This is a genomic window from Frigoribacterium sp. ME-P-080, from assembly GCF_030209595.1.
GTDB lineage: Bacteria > Actinomycetota > Actinomycetes > Actinomycetales > Microbacteriaceae > Frigoribacterium.
This window is the reverse complement of sequence record NZ_JARVRR010000004.1, coordinates 224,637-244,689: the sequence shown is the minus strand read 5'-3', so window position 1 is coordinate 244,689 and position 20,053 is coordinate 224,637. Positions and strand designations below refer to the sequence as shown.

The following is a 20,053-nucleotide window of genomic DNA, read 5'->3' as shown; positions in this document are numbered from 1 at the left end:
GCACCAGAAGGGTCACCCGCGTGGAGCATCTCCTCCAGGCACTCCTGCTCGGCCTCGTCCAGGGCCTCACGGAGTTCCTCCCCGTCTCGTCGAGCGCCCACCTGCGGCTCGTCGGCCTGTTCTTCAGCGATCCCGGGGCGGTGGCCGAGTTCGACCCGGGCGCCACCTTCACGGCGATCACGCAGCTCGGCACCGAGCTCGCGGTCGTCATCTACTTCCGGCGCGACATCACCCGCATCGTCTCGCGCTGGTTCGCGGGCGTGACCGGCAAGATCCCCCGCACCGACCCCGACGTCCGCATGGGCTGGCTCGTCATCATCGGCACCGTCCCGATCGTGCTCGTGGGGTACGTCGCGCAGGAGTACATCCGCACGGTGTTCCGCTCGCTCTGGATCGTGGCGATCGTCCTGATCGTGTTCGGCGTCCTTCTCGGACTGGCCGATCGTCTCGGCAAGAAGACCGAGCGCTTCGAGGACATGCGCTACGGCCACGGCATCGCCGTCGGCGTCGCCCAGGTGCTGGCGCTCTTCCCCGGCGTCTCGCGGTCGGGTGCCACGACGACCACGGCACTCGCACTCGGCTACACGCGCCCCGCCGCCGCCCGGTTCTCGTTCCTGCTCGCCGTGCCCGCCGTCTTCGGCAGCGGTCTCTACGAACTCGTCCAGAGCTTCAGCGACCCCGGGCCCTACTCGCTGGGCGAGACCCTGGCCGCCACGGTCGTCGCGTTCGTCGTCGGCTTCGTCGTCATCGCGTTCTTCATGAACTACATCTCGCGCCGCAGCTTCGCCCCGTTCGTGGCCTACCGCATCGTGCTCGGCGTCGTCCTGCTCGTCCTGCTCGGCACGGGCGTGGTGGCCGCATGAGGTCCTGGGCAGAACCCGACGTCCCGCGCCTCCCGGGCCTGGGAGACCTCCCGGCGCTCCACGACACGTCGACCGGCACGGTGCACCCGACCGAGGTCGACGGGTCGCGGGCCGGTCTCTACGTGTGCGGCATCACGCCGTACGACGCCACCCACCTGGGTCACGCGTCGACCTACCTGGCCTTCGACACCCTGCTGCGCGTCTGGCGCGACGCCGGGGTCGAGGTGGTCTACGCGCAGAACACGACCGACGTCGACGACCCGCTGCTCGAGCGGGCGACGGCCACCGGCGTCGACTGGCGAGAGCTCGCGGACGGCCAGACCGACCTCTTCCGCAGCGACATGCAGCACCTGGCCGTGGTGCCGCCGACGCACTACGTCGCGGTGACCGAGGTGGTGACCGACGTCGCCGACGCCGTGGCGCGCCTCCTCGACCGGGGTCTCGCGTACCCCGTGCCCACCGATGCCTCGACCGCCGGCGACGACCTGTACTTCGACGTCCGGGCCGCCGAACGCGACACCGACTGGCACCTGGGGCTCGAGAGTCACTACGACGCCGAGACGATGGCCCGGTTCTTCGCCGAGCGCGGCGGCGACCCCGATCGCGCCGGCAAGCGCGACCCCCTCGACCCGCTGCTCTGGCGCGCGGCCCGCGACGACGAGCCGTCGTGGCCCACCACCGTGGGCGCCGGCCGACCCGGTTGGCACATCGAGTGCACCGTCATCGCCCAGCAGCACCTCGACGTGCCCGTCACCGTCAACGGCGGCGGGAGCGACCTGGTGTTCCCGCACCACGAGATGAGCACGGCGCACGGCACGGCCCTCACCGGCCGCCCCTACGCCGTCCACCACACGCACACCGGGATGGTCGGCTACCAGGGCGAGAAGATGAGCAAGTCGCTCGGCAACCTCGTGAAGGTCAGCGAGCTCGTCGCCGCGGGCCGCGACCCCCGCGCCGTCCGGCTCGCCCTCCTGGCGCACCACTACCGCTCCGACTGGGAGTGGTTCGACGCCGACCTCGTCACCGCCGAACGACGGCTCGAGCGCTGGCTCGCCTGGGCCGCCACGAGAGCAGGAGGCGCGGTGCCGGTCCCGGCCCCCACCCCGTTGGTCGTCGGCCTGCGCTCGTCGCTGGCGGACGACCTCGACACGCCCTCGGCCCTCGACGCCGTCGACGCCGTCGTGGCCCGAGGAACGGCCCCGTCCGAGGTCGACGTCGACGCCGTGCAGGCGCTGTTGGGCATCGACCTGCGCGCCTGAACGGCGCCGAGGGCGCCGAGGCGATCGGTCCGCCCCGACACCCGGACGAAACGGGTCGTCCATCCCGTTCTCCATGCGCATGCATGAGTCTTCCTCAATCAGCACGCCCGTCTGCCCTACGATGGTCGGCGTGGAGACGTCGACGACCGCCCCGACCCCGGCCGCGACGCCGGGCGACGCCCGCCGGCCGCTCACCCGACGCGACACCCGCGTCGACCTCTGGATCACCGCCCTCACCGCGGCGCTCGGCCTCGTCACGCTCTGGCTCAGCGCCGTCATCGTCGAGGACGCCGACGGGGCGGGTTCGCCCTCGACCCTCGAGAGCGTGCTGTGGCTCCTGGGCCTCTGCGCCCCGCTCGCCTTCCGACGGCAGCGTCCCGTGGCCGTCCTCGTCGTCGTGTCGGCCGTGTTCCTGGCCGCCCAACTGAGGGGCTACCCCGACACCCTCACCCCGTCGATCGTCGAGTTCGTGGTCATCTTCACCGCGAACGCCTGGGCCGCCCGGCGCGGCCGTGCGCTCGTCGTCAGCGTCGTCGTGACCGCGGTCATGTTCGTCTGGCTCGGCGTGTGGCTGCACTCCGTCTACGTGTCCGACGCCGAGGCACCCGACCCCGTGACCCTCGCCACGATCGCCTACACGCTCGTGTCGAACGGCATCGTCCTCGTCACGGCCATCGCGTTCGGCCGGGCGGCCCGCGTGTCGGCCACCCGGCTCCACGCCCTCGAACGCACGGGGGTCGAGCTTCGCGCCGCCCACGAGCTCGTCGCCGATCGGGCCATCAACGAAGAACGCACCCGCCTCGCCCGTGAGCTGCACGACGTGGTCGCCCACCACGTCGCCGTCATCGGCATCCAGGCGGGCGCCGCCCGGCGGACGCTCGACCGGCCCGACATCGCACGAGGCGCCCTCTCGGCCGTCGAGGGCACGGCGCGGACGACCATCGACGAGCTCGACCGCCTGCTGTCCGTCCTGCGGTCGCGAGACGGCGAGGCCGGGTCCGGCCCCTCGGGCCTCGGCGCCCTGCCCGAACTGATGGCCGACACGCGAGCCCTGGGCCTCGAGGTCCGGTTCTCGGTGCACGGCGACGCCCGCGACGTCCCCGAGAGCATCGGGGTCACCCTGTACCGCATCACCCAGGAGGCCCTGACCAACACCCTCAAGCACGGCAACGCCTCCCTCGCCGAGGTGCACCTCCGCTACGGCGACCGGACGATCGAGGTCGAGGTCGTCGACGACGGTCGTCCCGGCCCCACGCCCTATCCCGGCGCGGGAATCCCGCAGGGATCGACGGTGACCGGCCCCGGACTGGGCCAGCGGGGCATGCGCGAGAGGGTCGACCTGCACGGGGGCGAGCTCCAGCTCGGCCCCCGCCCGCGCGGGGGCTACCGGGTGTGCGCGGTCCTGCCCGTGAACGCCTGCACCGACGCCCGCCCCCTCGACCACGTCACCGCCGCCGACCCCACCGAGAGACCATGACCGACACGACCGCCCCCGTCTCCGTCCTGCTCGTCGACGACCAGGACCTCGTCCGCACGGGTTTCCGCATCATCCTCGACACCGCACCCGACGTCCGCGTCGTCGGCGAGGCCTGCGACGGGCTCGAGGCCGTCGACCTCGTCCGGCGGCTCCGCCCCGACGTCGTCGTCATGGACATCGAGATGCCCGTCCTCGACGGGCTCGAGGCCACGCGTCGCATCCTCGCGCAGTCACCCGGGGGCGGCCCGGCGGTCCTCGTCCTGACGACCTTCGGCCGGGACGACTACGTCTTCCGGGCCCTGCAGGCGGGGGCGAGCGGCTTCCTGCTCAAGACGGCCACGCCCGAGGACCTGATCGACGCGATCGCCGTCGTCCACCGCGGAGACGCCCTGCTCTCGCCCCAACTCACCCGTGCCGTGGTCGAACGCGCCGTGGGCGACCCCGCGACGACGCGCGTCGTCGTCCCCAGCCCCGCACTGGCGACCCTCACCGAACGCGAACGCGAGGTGCTCGACCGGTTGGCCTCGGGGGCCTCCAACGCCGAGATCGCCCGCCGGCTGTTCCTGGGCGAGGCCACGGTCAAGACGCACGTCTCCAACGTGCTCGGCAAGCTCGGCCTCCGCGACCGGACGGCGGCCGTGGTGTTCGCCTACGAGAACGGCGTCGCGGTCCCGGGCGGGCCCGCCACCTGACCGGGGCCGTCGTACCGGGCCCCACCCCGCCCCTCCTGACGGGCACCGGCGGACCGGTCAAGGGACCGGGGGGTACCGCGGGTCGTCCGGTCGTCCGTCTCCGCCCTTGCCGTCGCGCCGACGGAGGTACCGTTCGAACTCCTGCGCGATGGCCTCACCGCTCGCCTCGGGGCTGTCCACCGTGTCGCGGGCCTGCTCGAGCTGCTCGATGTAACCCGCCATGTCCTCGTCGTCGGCGGCGAGGGCGTCGATGCCGGACTCCCAGGCCGTCGACTCGGCGGCGAGCTCGCCGCGGGGGATCGTCACGCCCGAGAGCTCGTCGAGCTTCTCGATGAGCGCGAGCGTCGCCTTGGGCGACGGGGCGTTGTGGACGTAGTGGGGGACGGAGGCCCAGATCGACAGGGTCGGCACGCCCGCGGCCTCGACGGCGTCGGCGAGGACCGACAAGATGCCCACCGGCCCCTCGTAGGTGCTGCGCTCGAGGGTGTACTCGTCGCGGACGGCCTCGTTCTCGCTGCTGACGAAGACCGAGATGGGCCGCGTGTGGGGGACGTCGGCGAGCATGGCTCCGAGGAACACCACGCCCGTGACGTCGTGCACGTCGATCAGGTCGACGATCTCGGCGGCGAAACCGCGCCAGCTCCGCGACGGTTCGGCACCGAGCAGCACGAGCACCTCGGTGGTGGGCGACGACGGGTCGCGGGGGAGGACCGTCGCGGCGTCGGCGGCCGCGTGCAGCTGGATGCGCGGCCACACGAGGGTTCGCACCCCGTCGTCGTCGAGCCCCACCTGCGGGCGGTTGAACTGGTAGTCGATGTACCGTTCGCCGTCGAGTTCGGCCACCGGTTCGAGCGAGAGGGTCTCGACCAGGCTGCGCGCGACGCCGCTGGCGGCCTCGCCGGCGTCGTTCCAGCCCTCGAAGGCGACCACCAGCAGGCGTCCCGCAGCGAAATCCGACGTGTTCGTCAACCTGAGTCCTCACCGTGCCGGAAGGGCGTCCGGCGCTTGACCCTCCACGATAGACCGTGACCGCCACCAGGAGGCGCGGGCCGGGAGGCCACGTCGACCAGGCCCGGTAGACTCGTCCGCCGTGACCGAAACCCTGCCTGCCGCCGTCCTGTGGGACATGGACGGAACCCTCGTCGACACCGAACCGTACTGGTTCCTCTGCCAGGTCGAACTGGTCGAGTCGTTCGGCGGCACCTGGAGCCGCGAGGACGGCGACGCCATGATCGGGAGCGGCCTGTGGCAGTCCGCCCGGGTCCTGCAGTCCCACGGGGTCGACCTGACCGAGGACGAGATCATCGACCGCCTGACCACCGCGGTCCTCGAGCGCGCCGCGGTCGAGATCCCGTGGCGTCCCGGGGCGAAGGAACTCCTCGCCGAGCTCCGCCGAGAAGGCGTCCCGACCGCCCTGGTCACCATGTCCATCCGCCGCATGGCCCAGTTCATGGTCGACGCCATCGAGTTCGAGGCCTTCGACGCGATCGTCGCCGGCGACGACGTCGAGCACGCCAAGCCGCACCCCGAGGCCTACCTCCGGGGCGCCGCCCTGCTGGGCGTCGACCCCGCCGACTGCATCGCCATCGAGGACAGCACGCCCGGCCTGGCCTCGGCCGTCGCCGCCGGCACCGTCGCGATCGGCGTCGAGCACCACGCACCGCTCGCCGACGACGGCCCCTACATCCGCCGCGACACCCTCGTCGGCACCACGGTCGACGACCTCCGCGCGTTGCACCGGGCCGGCCGTGCCGTCCGCGACCGGGCGACCTCCGACTCCTGACCCCGGTGCGCACGCCGCGCCTCCTGCACCCCTCGGGGTGCGACCCGATCGAAAGCAGCACCCTCGCATGACCGCGTTCCGCCGCCAGTCCGGCCCCTTCGTCGAAGGCGACAAGGTCCAGCTCACGGGCCCCAAGGGCAAGATGAACACCATCGTGCTGACCCCGGGCGCCGTGTTCCACACGCACCGCGGCATGATCGCGCACGACGACGTCGTCGGGTTGCCCGACGGGTCCGTCGTCCCCAGCACGACGGGCGACGAGTACCTCGCCCTCCGTCCGCTGCTGAGCGACTTCGTGATGTCCATGCCCCGGGGCGCGGCCATCGTCTACCCGAAGGACGCCGCCCAGATCGTGGCGTTCGCCGACATCTTCCCCGGCGCGACGGTCGTCGAGGCGGGCGTGGGTTCGGGTGCGCTGTCGCTCTGGCTGCTGCGGGCCGTCGGCCCCGAGGGTCGCCTGGCGTCCTTCGAGCGCCGACAGGAGTTCGCCGACGTCGCCGAGGGCAACGTCGCGAGCTTCTTCGGTGCCGAGCCCGAGAACTGGACGGTCACGGTCGGCGACCTGGCCGACGAGTTGCCCGCGGCGATGCCCGACGGGACGGTCGACCGGGTCGTGCTCGACATGCTCGCGCCGTGGGAGAACGTCGACGTCACGGCCGACGCCCTCAAGCCGGGCGGTCTGGTGATCTGCTACGTCGCCACCGCGACACAGCTCTCGCGCACGGCCGAGGCCCTGCGCGCCTCCGAGGCCTTCACCGAGCCCGACGCGTCCGAGACGCTCGTCCGCGGCTGGCACGTCGAGGGCCTCGCCGTCCGCCCCGACCACCGCATGATCGGGCACACCGGCTTCCTCCTCACCGCCCGCCGGCTGGCACCGGGAGCGGTGCTCCCGCAGCTCAAACGACGCCCCTCCAAGTCCGACTACAGCGATGCCGACGTCGAGGCCTGGACGCCCGGCGCACTCGGCGAGCGGTCGGCCAGCGACAAGAAGCTGCGCAAGACGGCACGCCAGGCCCGGACGGCGGCCGAGGCCGCGATCGCGGCGACCGAGGCCGTCGACGGCACCACCGACGGAGCCGGCGCCGACGGCACGTCGACCGGTTCCACCCCGGCCTGAGCATCGTCGAGGGCTCCGACCACCCCCGCTAAGCTGTCCCCGCATCCGAACGACCCGACCGGTCGCCCCACCCGACCCCCCGGTCGCCTCCACGAAATGAGTCCCCGTGCGCAAGATCCCCGCCCTCGTCGTGACGGTCGGCCTGCTCGCCTCGATGACGGCCTGCTCGAGCACGGCCGGCCCCGGCTCCGCCGGCTGCCCTCCCACGGGTGACGCCGCCTCGGTCGTCACCGCGACCGGCGACTTCGGCACGAAGCCCGACGTCGACGTGCCGACGCCGATCGTGACCAAGAAGACCGAAGTCTCGACGCTCATCGAGGGCGACGGTCAACGACTCGTCGACGGCACCCCGGTCGTCATCGACTACACCCTGTTCGACGGCAGCACGGGCCAGGAACTCGAGGACAGCGGCTACGACGGCTCGACGAACGTCCCGTTGACGGTGGGCGGGCAGACGCTCGCCCCGCTCGTCGACGCGTTGGAGTGCTCCACGGTGGGTTCGCGCGTCGCGGTCGCCGTCAAGGCCAGCGACCTCTCGGCATCGATCAACGGCGCCGCGACGACCCCGAACGACGATCCCGACGCCGCCTACGTCGCCGTCGTCGACGTCAAGCGGGCGTTCCTCGCGAAGGCCGACGGGGCCCTCCAGCTCGGCGCGGACGGCCTGCCCGCGGTGGTCACCGCCCCCGACGGTGCACCCGGCATCACGATCCCCGCGGGTGACGCCCCCACCGACGAGGTCGTGCACCTCGTCCGCAAGGGGCACGGTCCGACGTTGACCGCCGACGACTCCGCCGTGGTGCAGTTCACGGCCGTCACCTGGAGCCAGCCGTCCACGGTCGCGGGGTCGACCTGGACCAACGGCGGCTCGGCGACGCCGGTCGACCTCGGCGACGAGCAGATCCCCGACGACATCCGGTCGGCCCTGGTGGGCCAGCAGGTCGGCTCGCAGGTCATGGTCGTGCTCCCCGCGACGTCCGACAGCGGTGGCTCCGCCTACGTGTACGTGTTCGACGTGCTCGGGGCGATCCGATGACCCGGCCCTGCTGAGCCGGTCGCCGTGCCCACTGCCCGCACCCCCCGCGTCCCCGTCGAAGAGCGACTGTTCAGCCTCGTGTTGGCCCTGCTCGCGACGGACTCCGGGTTGAGCAAGACCGAGATCCTGTCGACCGTCCAGGGGTACCGCCAGAGGTACTCGCGCTCGGGTGACAACGCCGCGCTCGAGCGGCAGTTCGAGCGGGACAAGGACGACATCCGCGAACTGGGCGTCCCCCTCGAGACGATCGACGATCCCGCGGCGGCAGGCAACAACCAGGCCCTCCGCTATCGCATCCCGCGGGGCGCGTACGAACTGCCCGAGGACATCTCGTTCTCGTCCGAGGAGACCGCCCTCCTCACCTTGGCGGCGATGGTGTGGCGCGAGGGGTCGCTCTCCCACGAGTCCCGACGGGCACTCCTCAAGTTGCGCTCGCTCGGCGGCGCGGCGAGCGTGCCCGAGCTCGAGTACGCCCCTCGGCTCCGTTCCCGCGACGCGGCCTTCGAGCCACTGCGGACGGCGCTCGACCGGGGCGTCGTCGTCCGGTTCGACTACCTGAAGCCCGGTGACGAGTCCGCCCGCCGGCGCGAGGTCGCCCCGGCAGCCCTGGTCCAGCACCAGGGCCGGTGGCTGGTGTCGGCGGTCGAGGTCGGCACGGGGGCGCTCAAGACCTTCCTCCTGTCCCGTGTCGTCGGCCCCGTCCAGCTGACCACCACCCCGTACACGAGACCCGACGACGCCACGGCCGAGCGCGCGCTGGCCGACCTCGAGCAGGTCTGGCGCGATCGCACCGCGACCGTCCGCGTCGAGCCCCTGTCCGACGCCGAGACCCGACTCGGCAAGCGCCGTGGCACGACCCGTCTCGATCCCGACACGCTCCTCGTCCACTGGACCGACGACAACCTGCTCGCCGACGAGCTGGCCTCCTTCGGTCCCGAGGTCACCGTCGTCGAACCCGACGGACTCCGTGCCCTGGTGCGCACCCGCCTCGAGGCCGTGCTCGCCGCCCACACCACCGGCCCGGTCGACGGGGGTGCCCGTGGCTGAGCCCCGCGGTGCCCTCCACGCGGCCGACAAGCTCGCCTTCCTGCTGTCGCTCGTCCCGTGGCTCATGGACCACGAGCGAGTCAGCGTGGCCGAGGCGGCCGCGCACTTCGGCGTGAGCGTGGGCGAGATCCGGCGTGCGGTCGAGCTGATCGCCGTCTCGGGCGTCCCTGGCGAGACGACGCAGTACCAGCACGGCGACCTCTTCGACATCGCGTGGGACGACTTCGAGCAGAACGACGTCATCGTGCTGACCAACCTCGTCGCCATCGACGACTCGCCACGGTTCTCCGCTCGCGAAGCGGCCGCCCTCATCGCGGGCCTGCAGTACCTCTCGTCGCTGCCCGAGAACGCGGACCGCGCGGCCATCGCCACACTGATGAGCAAGCTGTCGCGTGGGGCGTCCAGCGAACCGAGCCAGGTGGCCGTCGACCAGTCCGAGACGAACGAGGTCCTGGGGCTCGTCGGCCGGGCGGTCGAGGCGGGCGTCCAGCTCGAGTTCGACTATCGCGGCACCCGGGGGGTCGCGGAACGACGGCGGGTGGACCCGCTGCGGGTCGAGTCGGTCGACGCCGACTGGTATCTCAGGGCCTGGGACCACCTGCGCGAGGCGCCCCGGACGTTCCGACTCGACCGGATCGCCTCCCCGGCGCTCACCGCGACTCCGATCGCTCACCGGGCCGACGACGTCACCCTGCCCGAGACGCTGTTCGAGGGGTCTCCGGACGACCTGGTCGTGGTGCTCGACCTCGACGCCGCCGCGGCGCCGCTCCTCGCGGACTACGGTCCCGACGAACCCGAACCCCTCCCGCACGACCGCGTGCGCCTCCGGTTGCGCGTCAACCGACTCGGCACGCTCTGTCGGCTCGTGGCGGGACTCCCGGGTCACCCCGAGGTCGTCGGGCCGGAGTCGGCGCGCTCTGCCGTCGCCGACTGGGCGCGTCGGGCGATCGAGCGTTACGACGTCGACCCGTCCGTCACTCCCTGAACGTCCGGCTGCGGCACGCCCTGTGCATCGCCTGCGCCGTGCCTGCCGCAGACGAGGCCGCACGGTAGAGTGGACGTCACCCTGCCCCGCAAGGAGACCCCATCATGTTCGGAAACGCGCTCTCAGGCTGGCACCTGATCATCATCCTGGCGATCGTCCTGTTGCTCTTCGGTGCGCCGAAGCTCCCGGCCCTCGCGAAGAGCATCGCCCAGTCGATGCGCATCTTCAAGAACGAGGTCAACAGCGACAAGAAGGAGTCGGCCGTCGACGACGACCTCGACGACCGTCCCGTCCGTCGTCCGGACGACTCGTCCGCCCGGTACACCGACGGTCCGACCGCACGACGCGTCGACGACTCGTACCCGTCGCCGAACCGCGACGTCCCGCCGAAGTCCTGACGCGTGGCCACGACGACGACTCGTGGCGACAGCACCCAGGGGAGGGGCACGGGCCGCAGCCGAGGCCGTGACGGCAAGATGTCCCTCGGGCAACACCTGCTCGAGTTGCGCAAGCGACTCTTCATCTCCGCCCTGGCCCTCATCCTGGCTGCTGTCGCCGGTTGGTTCCTCGCGCCCTTCGTCCTCGACGCCCTGAGGTCGCCGGTCGAGGCGATCGCGGCGGCACGCACGGGTGAGACCACCCTCAACTACTCGAACATCACGGGCGCCTTCGACCTCAAGCTCCAGATCGCGGTCACCGTCGGCGTCGTCATCTCGAGTCCCGTCTGGCTGTACCAGGTCTGGGCCTTCATCGTTCCCGCCCTCGTGCGCAAAGAGAAGCTCTACGCCGTCGGCTTCATCGGCACCGCCATCCCGCTCTTCCTGGGCGGCTGCCTGGCGGGATGGTACGTGCTGCCCCACATCGTCGAGGTCATGACCGGCTTCGTCGACACCCAGGACGCGACGATCATCGAGTCGAAGGTCTACTACGACTTCGTCCTCAAGCTGGTGCTCGCCGTGGGCATCGCCTTCGTCATGCCGGTGTTCCTGGTGCTGTTGAACTTCGTGGGCGTCGTCTCGGCCGCCGCCATCGTCAAGGGCTGGCGGGTGGCCATCCTCGTCATCGTCCTGTTCACCGCGATCGCGACCCCGTCGGCCGACATCTTCTCGATGTTCCTCCTGGCCATCCCCATGATCGTGCTGTTCTTCCTCGCCGCCGGCGTCGCCTGGCTGCACGACCGCCGGGTCGCGAAGCGGGCAGCCGCGCTCGACGCCGAACTCGCGGCGGGGTGACCCGGTGAGCCCCGACCTCAGTCCCGCGGAACGCTTCGCCGCGGCGAAGACGCGAGACAAGACCCCCAAGCTCCAGGCCTTCCGGTCCCGTCTCGGCTTCGCCCTTGACCCGTTCCAGCTCGCCGCGTGCGCCGCCCTCGAAGCGGGCGACAGCGTCCTCGTCGCGGCACCGACCGGCGCCGGCAAGACCCTGGTGGCCGAGTACGCGATCCACCTCGCCATGCAGGACCCGCGGGCCAAGGTGTTCTACACCGCACCCATGAAGGCACTGAGCAACCAGAAGTTCCAAGAACTCGTGGCCGAGTACGGAGCGTCCGAGGTCGGGCTGCTCACCGGTGACACGAACGTGAACTCCCGGGCGCGCATCGTCGTGATGACGACCGAGGTGCTCCGCAACATGATCTACGCCGGGTCCGAGATGCTGACCGACCTGCGGTACGTCGTCCTCGACGAGGTCCACTTCCTGGCCGACCGGTTCCGCGGCGCGGTCTGGGAAGAAGTCATCATTCACCTGCCGCTCGACGTGCGGCTCATCTCGTTGAGCGCCACGGTGTCGAACGCCGAAGAATTCGGCGACTGGCTCCAGACGGTCCGGGGGAGCACCGAGGTCATCGTCTCCGAGGACCGTCCCGTGCCCCTCGACCAACACGTCCTGGTCGGGGGCAAGTTCCTGGACCTCTTCGACTCCTCGGGGCAGGCCGCGACGAACCGGGTCAACCCCGAGCTCCTGCGCGCGACCTCGCTCGGTCGACGCGGCGGGCGGAGCGGTGGTCGTCGAGACGGCCACTCGGTGGGTCGGACCGGCCCCCGGGGCCACGTCGTACCTCCGACGCAGGGCGGTCCCGGTCGCCTCGACCGCTGGAAGATCGTCGAGATGCTCGACGACCAGAACCTGCTCCCCGCCATCTTCTTCGTCTTCAGCCGGGTCGGCTGCGACCAGGCCGTGTCCCAGGTGCTGAGGTCGGGCATCCGTCTCACGACCGCCGACCAGCGTCGTGAGATCCGCGAGATCGTCGAGGCCCGTTGTCGCACCCTGCGCGACGAAGACCTCGCGGTCCTCGGCTACTGGCGGTGGCTCGACGGGCTCGAGCGAGGTGTGGCGGCCCACCACGCCGGCCTGTTGCCGGCCTTCAAGGAAGTCGTCGAAGAGCTCTTCCAGAAGAAGCTCGTCAAGGTCGTGTTCGCGACCGAGACGCTGGCGCTCGGCATCAACATGCCGGCCCGCACGGTCGTGCTCGAGAAGCTCGAGAAGTTCAACGGCGAGGCTCGGGTGCCCATCACGCCCGGCGAGTACACCCAGTTGACCGGTCGTGCCGGTCGCCGGGGCATCGACGTCGAGGGCCACTCGCTCATCCAGTGGCAGCAGGGTCTCGACCCGCAGGCCGTCGCCTCGTTGGCCTCGCGGCGCACCTACCCGATGAACAGCAGCTTCCGGCCGACGTACAACATGGCCGTCAACCTCATCGAGCAGTTCGGGCGATCCCGCACCCGCGAGGTGCTCGAGACGTCGTTCGCACAGTTCCAGGCCGACCGCTCGGTCGTCGACCTGGCCCGCAAGGTGCGATCGCAGCAGCAGTCACTCGACGGCTACGCCGCGTCGATGGCGTGCCACCTGGGTGACTTCGGCGAGTACACGATGCTGCGTCGCGAGGTCGGCGACCTCGAGAAGCAGGGGGCGGCCCGGGCCGACTCGCAGTCGCGGGCCGAGCGCGACAAGCGTCAGCGTCGCATCGGCGAACTGCGTCGGCAGGTGCGGACGCACCCCTGCCATGCCTGTCCGGAGCGCGAACAGCACGCCCGCTGGTCCGAGCGCTGGTTCAAGCTGAAGAAGCAGACCGACCAACTGTCGGCGCAGATCCGCAGTCGGACCGGCGCCGTCGCCAAGGTCTTCGACCGGGTCACCGACGTGTTGCTCGACCGCGGCTACCTCGTCCCCACGGGCACGAACGCAGGAGGGGCGGGTCGCGTCCCGCGGGACGTCGAGGTCACCGTCGCCCCGACCGGTCGCACGTTGCGGCGCATCTACGGCGATCGCGACCTGCTCGTGGCCGAGAGCCTGCGCCTCGGTGTGTGGAACATGCTCGACGTGCCGTCCATGGCGGCCATGGCGGCCACCCTCGTGTACGAGCCCCGTCGGGACGAAGGCCAGCTCTCCGAGCGATTCCTGCCTCGCGGCGAGTTCCGTGCCGCGCTCGACGCCACGCAGCTGCTCTGGGCGGAACTCGACGACCTCGAGCACGAGCACCACCTTCCGGGCAGCCAGCCCCCGGCACCGGGTCTCGCCCTCGCGATGCACCGTTGGGCCCGCGGTGCCGCACTCGATTCGGTGCTCGACGACGCCGACCTCGCCGCCGGCGACTTCGTCCGCTGGACGAAGCAGACGATCGACCTGCTCGACCAGCTGTCGGTCGTGGGGGACCTGCCGGTCGGTCCGACGGCCCGGCAGGCGCTCGACGCCGTCCGTCGCGGCATCGTGGCCTACACCGCGGTCGGCCCCTGACCCTCCTCCCCGACGAGGCCGGACGTCCGCCGAGGACGACCGGCCTCCCAGACGCCGCCACCTAGAATCGCGGGGTGTCTTCCCGAGCGACCGACGTCCGACTGCCCCTCTGGCTCGCCCTGATCGTCGCCCTCGGTGCCGGCGCCGTCCTCGACGGCGGCTTCCCGGACGGCGACGTCTGGCCGCTGACCTTCGTCGGCATCGGGTTCGTGCTGGTGGCCCTCCGGGGCCGGTCGCTCGGCGGTTCCTTCCTGGTCGGCCTCGTGGCGGGCCTGTCCTTCTACCTGATCCACATCTCGTGGGCGACGCTCTTCCTCGGTGTCGTGCCCTGGGCCGCGTTGTCGACCCTCGAGGCGCTCTTCTTCGCCGCCGGGGCGATGCTCATCACCCTCGCGTACCGCTGGGTCCCGCTCATCTGGCCCGGCACCCTGGGCCGGACGGTCCTCCTGCCCGTCGTCGTCGGGGGGCTCTGGACGCTCCGTGAGTTCGTCGCCGGCAACTGGCCCTACGGCGGCTTCGCCTGGGGTCGCGTGGCCCTCAGCCAGTCCGAGAGCCCGTTCGCCGGTCTCGTCGCCTGGCTCGGCATCTCGGGGCTGTCGTTCCTCATGGTGGCGATCGTCGCCGCACTGATCCAGCTCGCCCTGCAGACGACCGTCCGGGGTTCGACCCGCGTGCTCGCCGCTGCCACGGTCGTGGTCGCCGCCCTCGCGGTGCCGCACTGGCCGACGCACTCCTCGGGCACCGCCACCATCGCCGCCGTCCAGGGCGACGGCGACGCCGGCTACTTCGCCGACCGGCAGTACGGCGACCTGACCAACGCCCAGGTCCTCGCGATGAGCGACCTGCAGGCCCAGCTCGCACGGCTGCCGGAGGACCAGCGCTCCCTCGACATGATCGTCTGGCCCGAGGGAGGCAGCGACCGTGATCCCACCCGCGACGCCACCGGCCAGTACGTCTTCGACGCGATCTCCCGTGGCTACGACGCCCCCCTCGTGTCGGGCGTCATCACCGAGAGCGACGACGGTGAGACCGTCCACAACTCGTCCCTGCTCTGGTCGGACGGTGGAGTGGCGGACCAGTACGACAAGAAGCACCCGGTCCCGTTCGGGGAGTACGTCCCCGATCGCGCCTTCTGGCGGCCCTTCGCTCCCGACCTGATCGACCTCATCGGGCGGGACTACACGCCGGGCACGCGGGACGAGGTCTTCGACCTCGGTGACTTCCGTGCCGGGATCTCGATCTGCTTCGACATCGTCGACGACCAGCTCATCACCAACATGATGGACGAGGGCGCGCAGGTCATCATCGGCCAGACCAACAACGCCGACTTCGGGACCCGTCCCGGGCAGACCGACGAGAACGAGCAACAGCTCGCCATCGCACGCCTGCGGGCGATCGAGACGGCACGTCCCCTCGTCAACGTCTCGACCGTCGCCTCGACGCGGGCCATCGACGCCTCGGGCAGGACGACCGCGAGCATCCCCGACTACGAGCCCGGAACGATGGTGGCTGTCGTCGACCTCGGTACCGGGACGACGCCCGCCGTCGTGGCGAGCCGGGCGATCGAACTCCTCGTGTCGTTCTTCGGTCTCGCGATGCTGCTGCTGTCGCGCCTCTTCATCGGGACCCGGCGTTCCACTCGTCGACGCCGGCTCGACGAGGCACCCGACCCGATCCTGCCGCGGTGGCGGGTCGTCGACTGACGGTCCGGCCCCGCCGGGACGAGAGAAGGCCCGACCACCGTGAGGTGGTCGGGCCTTCTCGTCGGATCGCTGCCGGACGGGTCGTCAGGCGCCGATCTTGTGCTGACCCTTTCGGGCCCTGAGGAAGTCGAGTCGTTCTTGGAGGAGCTCCTCGAGCTCGTCACGGCTGCGTCGCTCGAGCAACATGTCCCAGTGGCTCCGGGGGACCTTCACGTCTCCGGCGTCGATCTCGACGGGCTTGCCGTCGGCCGAGAGCAGACGACCCTCTTGGCCGCTCTTGGGCGACTGCCAGATGTCCGGGATCTCGGCGTCCGCAGCGAACACCATGTCGAACGTCTGACCGTCGGTCGTCTGGTAGACGGCCTTCTTGCGGGGCGAGAACTCCACGCCCTCTTCGCTCTGCAGGCTCTGGCTGCCGAGCCTCATTCCGCGCAAACTGCGATCTGCCATTGTGTGGTCTCCTCTCGCGTTGCAATCACCCGTTGTAACCCGTTCTGGCCCTCCGCCGTTCCGGGCCGTGCGATTTCACAGTCCCTTCACAGTGCCCGGGCAGTCTCGGGACGGGGTCACACGGCGCGCCGACGCACCTCGTCGAGCGCCAGGTCGGTGCGATCGGTGACGATGCCGTGCACGCCCAGGTCGAGCAGCCTCACCATGTCGGCAGGCTCGTTGACGGTCCACACGTGCGTCTCGACACCCAGGGCCGCCCACTCGGCCACGCGCGCGGTCGTGACGATGCGGACCGGGCCTTTGCGCTCAGGGACCTGGACGGCCCGGCACCCGACGAGGGCGCGCCGCACCAGCGATCGCCGGAGGCGGGGGAGCGGGACGAGGCCTGCGGCCACCGCCGCGACGATGCCCCGGGACGAGGCCGACGTCGCGACTCCCGGCAGCGCCCGGACCGCCCGCAGACGCCTCCGGTGGTCGAACGAGGTCACGAGGACGCGATCCGTCGCCCGGACGCGGGCGATCGCTCGGACGGCCGGCGCGACGGCCTCGTCCGACTTGAGGTCGATGTTGAACCGGGTCTCGGGGAAGGCGTCGAGCGCCTCGTCGAGGGTGGGGATCTCGTGCTCACCGTCGAGCCGGACCATCTTGACCTCCGCGAGGTCGAGGTCGAGGAGGCGCTGCTCGCGTCCCGCGAGCCGCGTCAGGTCGGGATCGTGGCTGATCACCGCGATGCCGTCGCGCGTGGCGTGCACGTCGGTCTCGACGTACGTCGCCCCGGCCGACACGGCGAGGGCGAACGCCAGCATCGTGTTCTCCGGGGCGTCGACGGCCAGGCCCCGGTGCGCCAACACCCGGGGGCCGGCCGGAGCGAACCAGCCGGCCGAGACCGGGGGAGCGGACGGCACTACGAGGTCGCCGGAGGAGTGGTCGGCCCGGTGTCCGACGCGCCCGCCCCGGGAGCCGACCGATCGGCGCCGGGCGCACCCGCGCCTCCGGAACCGACCCCGGAGCCGGTCTCACCGGGCGTGGTGACGGTCGGGAAGCCGAGGTCCGGTTCGGCCTCGAGGTCGACGGTCGATGCGAGGTCGGGGGTGACGTCCATCTCGGAGACCTTGGGGGCCTCGGTCGGGGTCCACCCCGGGGCGTTCGGGTCGCGCGGGGCGAAGAAGCCCTGCCCGATGCCCTTCAGGGCCTCGGTCAACTCGCTCGGGATGATCCACATCGTGTTGGCCGAGCCGTCCGCGATCTTCGGCAGGGTCTGGAGGTACTGGTACGCGAGCAGCTTCGGGTCGGGGTCGCCGGCGTGGATGGCGTTGAAGACCGTCGCGATGGCCTCGGCTTCGCCCTGTGCCCGCAGCACCTGGGCCTTGGCGTCGCCCTCGGCCTTGAGGATCGACGACTGTCGCGACCCCTCGGCCTCGAGGATCTGGGACTGCTTGGTGCCCTCGGCGGTGAGGATGGCGGCGCGACGGTTGCGCTCGGCACGCATCTGCTGCTCCATGGAGTCCTGGATCGACAGGGGCGGATCGATGGCCTTCAGCTCGACGCGACCGACCCGGATGCCCCATTTGCCGGTGGCCTCGTCGAGCACGATGCGCAACTGGCCGTTGATGTTGTCGCGACTGGTGAGGGCCTGCTCGAGGTTCAACCCACCGACCACGTTGCGCAGCGTGGTCGTCGTGAGCTGTTCGACGGCCCCGAGGTAGTTGGCGATCTCGTAGGTGGCCGCCCGGGCGTCGGTCACCTGGAAGTACACGACCGTGTCGATCGAGACGACCAGGTTGTCCTCGGTGATGACGGGCTGCGGCGGGAACGAGACGACCTGCTCGCGCATGTCGATCAGCGGCCGCACGCGGTCGATGAACGGCACCAGCAGGTTGAGCCCGGGGGAGAGGGTCTTGTGGTACCGCCCCAGACGTTCGACCACGCCGGCACTCGCCTGCGGGATGATGCGGACCGAGCGGAAGAGGATGACGAGGACGAGCACGACGACGATCGCGACGACCACGATCGTGACGACGGTTCCGGCACTGATGGTGTCCATGGCTTCAGGACCTCTCTGCGGGGGCGACGATGGCGGTCGACCCCTCGATGGCGGTCACGACGACCGGGGCCCCGGTGTCGAGTGCGAGGTCGGCGCCTGCCGACGTCGCGGGGGAGGACAGCACGCGGGCCGTCCAGGTCTCGCCGTTCGACAGCTTGACCTGGCCGGGGTCGGAGCCGATGGGCACGACGACCGTGCCGCGCAGCCCGAGCAGCGCCTCGACGTTGCTGGGGGTCGGATCGCCCCCGCGGCGGAGCGCCCGCAGCAACGGCGGCCGCACGGTGAACAGCAACAGGACCGCGAGGACGGCCGCGATGATCGCCTGCAGCCACCACGGGGCACCGAAGAGGCCGGCGAGCAGACCGCCGACGCTGCCGATGGCGAGCATGAGGAAGGTGAATTCGAGCGTCGTCACCTCGACGATGACGAACACCAGGATGAGCGCGATCCACGCGACCCATGCGTAATCGTTCAAGACGTCCACGTCGACCTTCTCTCGTTCCCCTGTTATGAAAACTATCACCCGCCCCTGACGATGACGAGGGGGATTGGTAGGGTCGAGTCCGGTCCACGGGCCGATCGATCCCCGCACAGTCTGGAGCACGCCTTGTCCAACCCCCTCGCCGCAGAGTCCCTCGCCGGAGCCCGAGTCCTGGTCACCGGATCGTCCCGGGGTATCGGTGCCGACACCGTGCGCTACTTCGCCGAGGCCGGAGCCAAGGTCGTCGTGAACTACCGCAACAAGGAGAAGCGCGCACTGCAGCTCGTCTCGACCATCGAGCAGGCGGGCGGCGAGGCGATCGCCATCGGGGCCGACCTCACCGACGAGGCCAGCCTGGCGGCGATGTTCGACACGGTGCGTGACGCCTGGGGCGGCCTCGACGTCCTCGTGATGAACGCCTCGGGCGGCATGGAGACGGGCATGGCCGAGGACTACGCGCTCAAGCTCAACCGCGACGCCCAGGTGGCGCTGTTGACGGCGGCCCTGCCGCTGCTCGCCCCGGGGTCGCGCGTCGTCTTCGTCACGAGCCACCAGGCGCACTTCATCCGCACGACCGAGACGATGCCCGAGTACCTCCCCGTCGCCCTCAGCAAGCGTGCCGGCGAGGACGCCCTGCGCGAGATGCTGCCGCAGCTCGAGACCGCGGGCGTCGAGTTCGTCGTGGTCTCGGGGGACATGATCGAGGGCACGATCACGGCGACCCTGCTCGAACGCTCGAACCCCGGTGCCATCTCGTCGCGGAAAGAGAGCGCGGGCAAGCTGTACAACGTCGCCGAGTTCGCCGCCGAGGTCGCGTCGGCCGCCGTCGACCCCGTCCCGGCCGACCACACCCGCCTGGTGGGCGACACCAGCGACTTCGCCCCGATCGTCTGAGACGGGCCCCTTCGTGACCGAGCGCATCGTCCGACCGACCTCGCGCCTCCTCGTCCTCGACGACGACGACCGCGTGCTGCTGATGAAGACGGTGGCGCCCGACACGAGTCGCTCCGCTCGCTGGATCACGCCGGGTGGCGGGGTCGACCCGGGCGAGACCCATGTCGAGGCGGCGATCCGCGAGTTGCACGAAGAGACCGGCCAGGTGGTCACCGAGGTCGGTGACGTCGTGCGTGTGGACGACTTCGAGGTGTCCTGGGACGACGCCGACCACACGCACGGTCACGCCGAGTTCTACGTCGTCCGCCTGCCGCACTTCGAGGTCGTCGACGACGACTGGACCGACGACGAGCGCGTCGACATCGTCGAGTCGCGCTGGTTCGCCCTCGACGAGCTGGCGACCACCGACGAGCCGGTCGAACCCGGCGACCTGGCCGAGCTGCTGCGTCGGGTGCTGGCCGAGTCGTCCGGGGCGTGAGGGCGGGGCGCC

Annotated in this window: 20 protein-coding genes; 15 read left to right on the top strand and 5 right to left on the bottom strand. The window is 71.1% G+C overall.

Going from position 1 to position 20,053, the window contains the following annotated elements:
• Nucleotides 1–20: 20 nt before the first annotated feature.
• The 4 genes from QRN23_RS09730 (at nt 21) to QRN23_RS09715 (ending at nt 4,291) form a co-directional block, all read left to right on the top strand.
• Complete coding sequence (locus QRN23_RS09730) at nt 21–863, top strand: undecaprenyl-diphosphate phosphatase (protein WP_173150835.1); 843 nt, start codon at nt 21–23, stop codon at nt 861–863.
• A complete protein-coding gene (gene mshC, locus QRN23_RS09725; RefSeq protein WP_285063430.1) occupies nt 860–2,122 on the top strand; it encodes a cysteine--1-D-myo-inosityl 2-amino-2-deoxy-alpha-D-glucopyranoside ligase in 1,263 nt (420 codons plus the stop codon). The genes QRN23_RS09730 and mshC overlap by 4 nt, the downstream gene beginning before the upstream one ends.
• Before the next feature lie 130 nt (nt 2,123–2,252).
• The gene (locus tag QRN23_RS09720; protein ID WP_285063428.1) at nt 2,253–3,599 is read left to right on the top strand and encodes a sensor histidine kinase; all 1,347 of its coding nucleotides are present in this window, start codon (nt 2,253–2,255) and stop codon (nt 3,597–3,599) included.
• A complete protein-coding gene (locus tag QRN23_RS09715) occupies nt 3,596–4,291 on the top strand; it encodes a response regulator (RefSeq protein WP_285063427.1) in 696 nt (231 codons plus the stop codon). Before QRN23_RS09720 ends, QRN23_RS09715 begins: the two co-directional genes overlap by 4 nt.
• A 57-nt stretch (nt 4,292–4,348) precedes the next feature.
• Here the strand turns inward: QRN23_RS09715 and QRN23_RS09710 are convergent, their stop codons facing one another.
• Nucleotides 4,349–5,260 (bottom strand): proteasome assembly chaperone family protein, encoded by a 912-nt coding sequence (locus QRN23_RS09710; RefSeq protein ID WP_056045092.1) that lies wholly within the window; start codon nt 5,258–5,260, stop codon nt 4,349–4,351.
• A gap of 121 nt (nt 5,261–5,381) precedes the next feature.
• Between QRN23_RS09710 and QRN23_RS09705 the strand changes: the two genes are divergently transcribed.
• The 9 genes from QRN23_RS09705 (at nt 5,382) to lnt (ending at nt 15,694) form a co-directional block, all read left to right on the top strand.
• Entirely contained in the window at nt 5,382–6,074 is a 693-nt protein-coding gene (locus tag QRN23_RS09705) for an HAD family hydrolase (protein ID WP_285063426.1), read from the top strand.
• Nucleotides 6,075–6,141: 67 nt separating this feature from the next.
• A complete protein-coding gene (locus QRN23_RS09700) occupies nt 6,142–7,191 on the top strand; it encodes a tRNA (adenine-N1)-methyltransferase (protein WP_056045090.1) in 1,050 nt (349 codons plus the stop codon).
• Nucleotides 7,192–7,297: 106 nt separating this feature from the next.
• Nucleotides 7,298–8,227, top strand: coding sequence for an FKBP-type peptidyl-prolyl cis-trans isomerase (locus QRN23_RS09695; RefSeq protein ID WP_285063423.1), 930 nt, complete (start codon nt 7,298–7,300; stop codon nt 8,225–8,227).
• A gap of 24 nt (nt 8,228–8,251) precedes the next feature.
• A complete protein-coding gene (locus tag QRN23_RS09690; RefSeq protein WP_159826680.1) occupies nt 8,252–9,274 on the top strand; it encodes a helix-turn-helix transcriptional regulator in 1,023 nt (340 codons plus the stop codon).
• Nucleotides 9,267–10,259 carry a helix-turn-helix transcriptional regulator gene (locus QRN23_RS09685; RefSeq protein ID WP_056047399.1) on the top strand — a complete coding sequence of 331 codons (993 nt, stop codon included), beginning with the start codon at nt 9,267–9,269 and terminating at the stop codon, nt 10,257–10,259. Before QRN23_RS09690 ends, QRN23_RS09685 begins: the two co-directional genes overlap by 8 nt.
• Nucleotides 10,260–10,363: 104 nt before the next feature.
• On the top strand, nt 10,364–10,657 hold the full coding sequence (tatA, locus tag QRN23_RS09680; RefSeq protein WP_159826684.1) for a twin-arginine translocase TatA/TatE family subunit: 294 nt from the start codon (nt 10,364–10,366) through the stop codon (nt 10,655–10,657).
• A 78-nt stretch (nt 10,658–10,735) separates the two neighbouring features.
• Nucleotides 10,736–11,491, top strand: coding sequence for a twin-arginine translocase subunit TatC (gene tatC, locus QRN23_RS09675; protein WP_056047397.1), 756 nt, complete (start codon nt 10,736–10,738; stop codon nt 11,489–11,491).
• A 4-nt stretch (nt 11,492–11,495) separates the two neighbouring features.
• A complete protein-coding gene (locus tag QRN23_RS09670; protein ID WP_056045084.1) occupies nt 11,496–13,991 on the top strand; it encodes a DEAD/DEAH box helicase in 2,496 nt (831 codons plus the stop codon).
• Between the two features lie 74 nt (nt 13,992–14,065).
• On the top strand, nt 14,066–15,694 hold the full coding sequence (lnt, locus tag QRN23_RS09665; RefSeq protein WP_082460215.1) for an apolipoprotein N-acyltransferase: 1,629 nt from the start codon (nt 14,066–14,068) through the stop codon (nt 15,692–15,694).
• 84 nt (nt 15,695–15,778) lie between these two features.
• Here the strand turns inward: lnt and QRN23_RS09660 are convergent, their stop codons facing one another.
• The 4 genes from QRN23_RS09660 to QRN23_RS09645 all read right to left on the bottom strand — a co-directional run bounded on the left by QRN23_RS09660 (nt 15,779) and on the right by QRN23_RS09645 (nt 18,672).
• Entirely contained in the window at nt 15,779–16,144 is a 366-nt protein-coding gene (locus tag QRN23_RS09660) for an RNA polymerase-binding protein RbpA (RefSeq protein ID WP_043594952.1), read from the bottom strand.
• Between the two features lie 116 nt (nt 16,145–16,260).
• Nucleotides 16,261–17,049, bottom strand: coding sequence for a glycerophosphodiester phosphodiesterase family protein (locus QRN23_RS09655; RefSeq protein ID WP_285063417.1), 789 nt, complete (start codon nt 17,047–17,049; stop codon nt 16,261–16,263).
• On the bottom strand, nt 17,049–18,188 hold the full coding sequence (locus QRN23_RS09650; RefSeq protein WP_285063415.1) for an SPFH domain-containing protein: 1,140 nt from the start codon (nt 18,186–18,188) through the stop codon (nt 17,049–17,051). Before QRN23_RS09650 ends, QRN23_RS09655 begins: the two co-directional genes overlap by 1 nt.
• 4 nt (nt 18,189–18,192) lie before the next feature.
• Entirely contained in the window at nt 18,193–18,672 is a 480-nt protein-coding gene (locus QRN23_RS09645; RefSeq protein WP_285063414.1) for an NfeD family protein, read from the bottom strand.
• A gap of 123 nt (nt 18,673–18,795) precedes the next feature.
• Here QRN23_RS09645 and QRN23_RS09640 point away from each other — a divergent pair, with 123 nt between their 5' ends.
• A complete protein-coding gene (locus QRN23_RS09640; RefSeq protein WP_056045077.1) occupies nt 18,796–19,563 on the top strand; it encodes an SDR family oxidoreductase in 768 nt (255 codons plus the stop codon).
• A 13-nt stretch (nt 19,564–19,576) separates the two neighbouring features.
• Entirely contained in the window at nt 19,577–20,041 is a 465-nt protein-coding gene (locus tag QRN23_RS09635; protein WP_233568313.1) for an NUDIX hydrolase, read from the top strand.
• The last annotated feature ends 12 nt before the right edge of the window (nt 20,042–20,053 follow it).